The sequence below is a fragment of the Chryseobacterium mucoviscidosis genome, from assembly GCF_002177115.1.
GTDB lineage: Bacteria > Bacteroidota > Bacteroidia > Flavobacteriales > Weeksellaceae > Chryseobacterium > Chryseobacterium mucoviscidosis.
In genome coordinates, this window is the sequence record NZ_MVAG01000100.1 from 1 (window position 1) to 759 (window position 759).

Here is a 759-nt window from a genome sequence, read left to right on the forward strand (position 1 = left end):
TAAAATAAAACTTGCGGGAATAAAAAAGATCAGTATCTTTGCAGTCCCTAAACGGGGAAGCGCAGGAGTGAATGATTAAGGTTTTAGAGAGGAGTTAAGGTTACAGAAAAAACTTTAAAATTTTCTTTCAAAACATTTGGTCAGATGAAAATAAGTTATTACTTTTGCACTCGCAAATACGAAACAAGAACGACAGATACTGAGTTTTGTAGGAAGCGGAAGAAATGAAGATCATTGACATACAATATAACAACCAAGTAAGGAAAAACTAAAGCGTTAAAAACTTTGAGTGAGTCAGACAAACATACAATGGAGAGTTTGATCCTGGCTCAGGATGAACGCTAGCGGGAGGCCTAACACATGCAAGCCGAGCGGTATTGTTTCTTCGGAAACGAGAGAGCGGCGCACGGGTGCGGAACACGTGTGCAACCTGCCTTTATCTGGGGGATAGCCTTTCGAAAGGAAGATTAATACCCCATAATATTTTGGATGGCATCATTTAAAATTGAAAACTCCGGTGGATAGAGATGGGCACGCGCAAGATTAGATAGTTGGTAGGGTAACGGCCTACCAAGTCAGTGATCTTTAGGGGGCCTGAGAGGGTGATCCCCCACACTGGTACTGAGACACGGACCAGACTCCTACGGGAGGCAGCAGTGAGGAATATTGGACAATGGGTGAGAGCCTGATCCAGCCATCCCGCGTGAAGGACGACGGCCCTATGGGTTGTAAACTTCTTTTGTACAGGGATAAACCTTT

Annotated in this window: 1 rRNA gene; it reads left to right on the forward strand. The window is 44.0% G+C overall.

From position 1 onward, the window contains the following. Positions 1-306 precede the first annotated feature (306 nt). A 16S ribosomal RNA gene (locus B0E34_RS06575) occupies positions 307-759 on the forward strand; the annotation flags it as partial.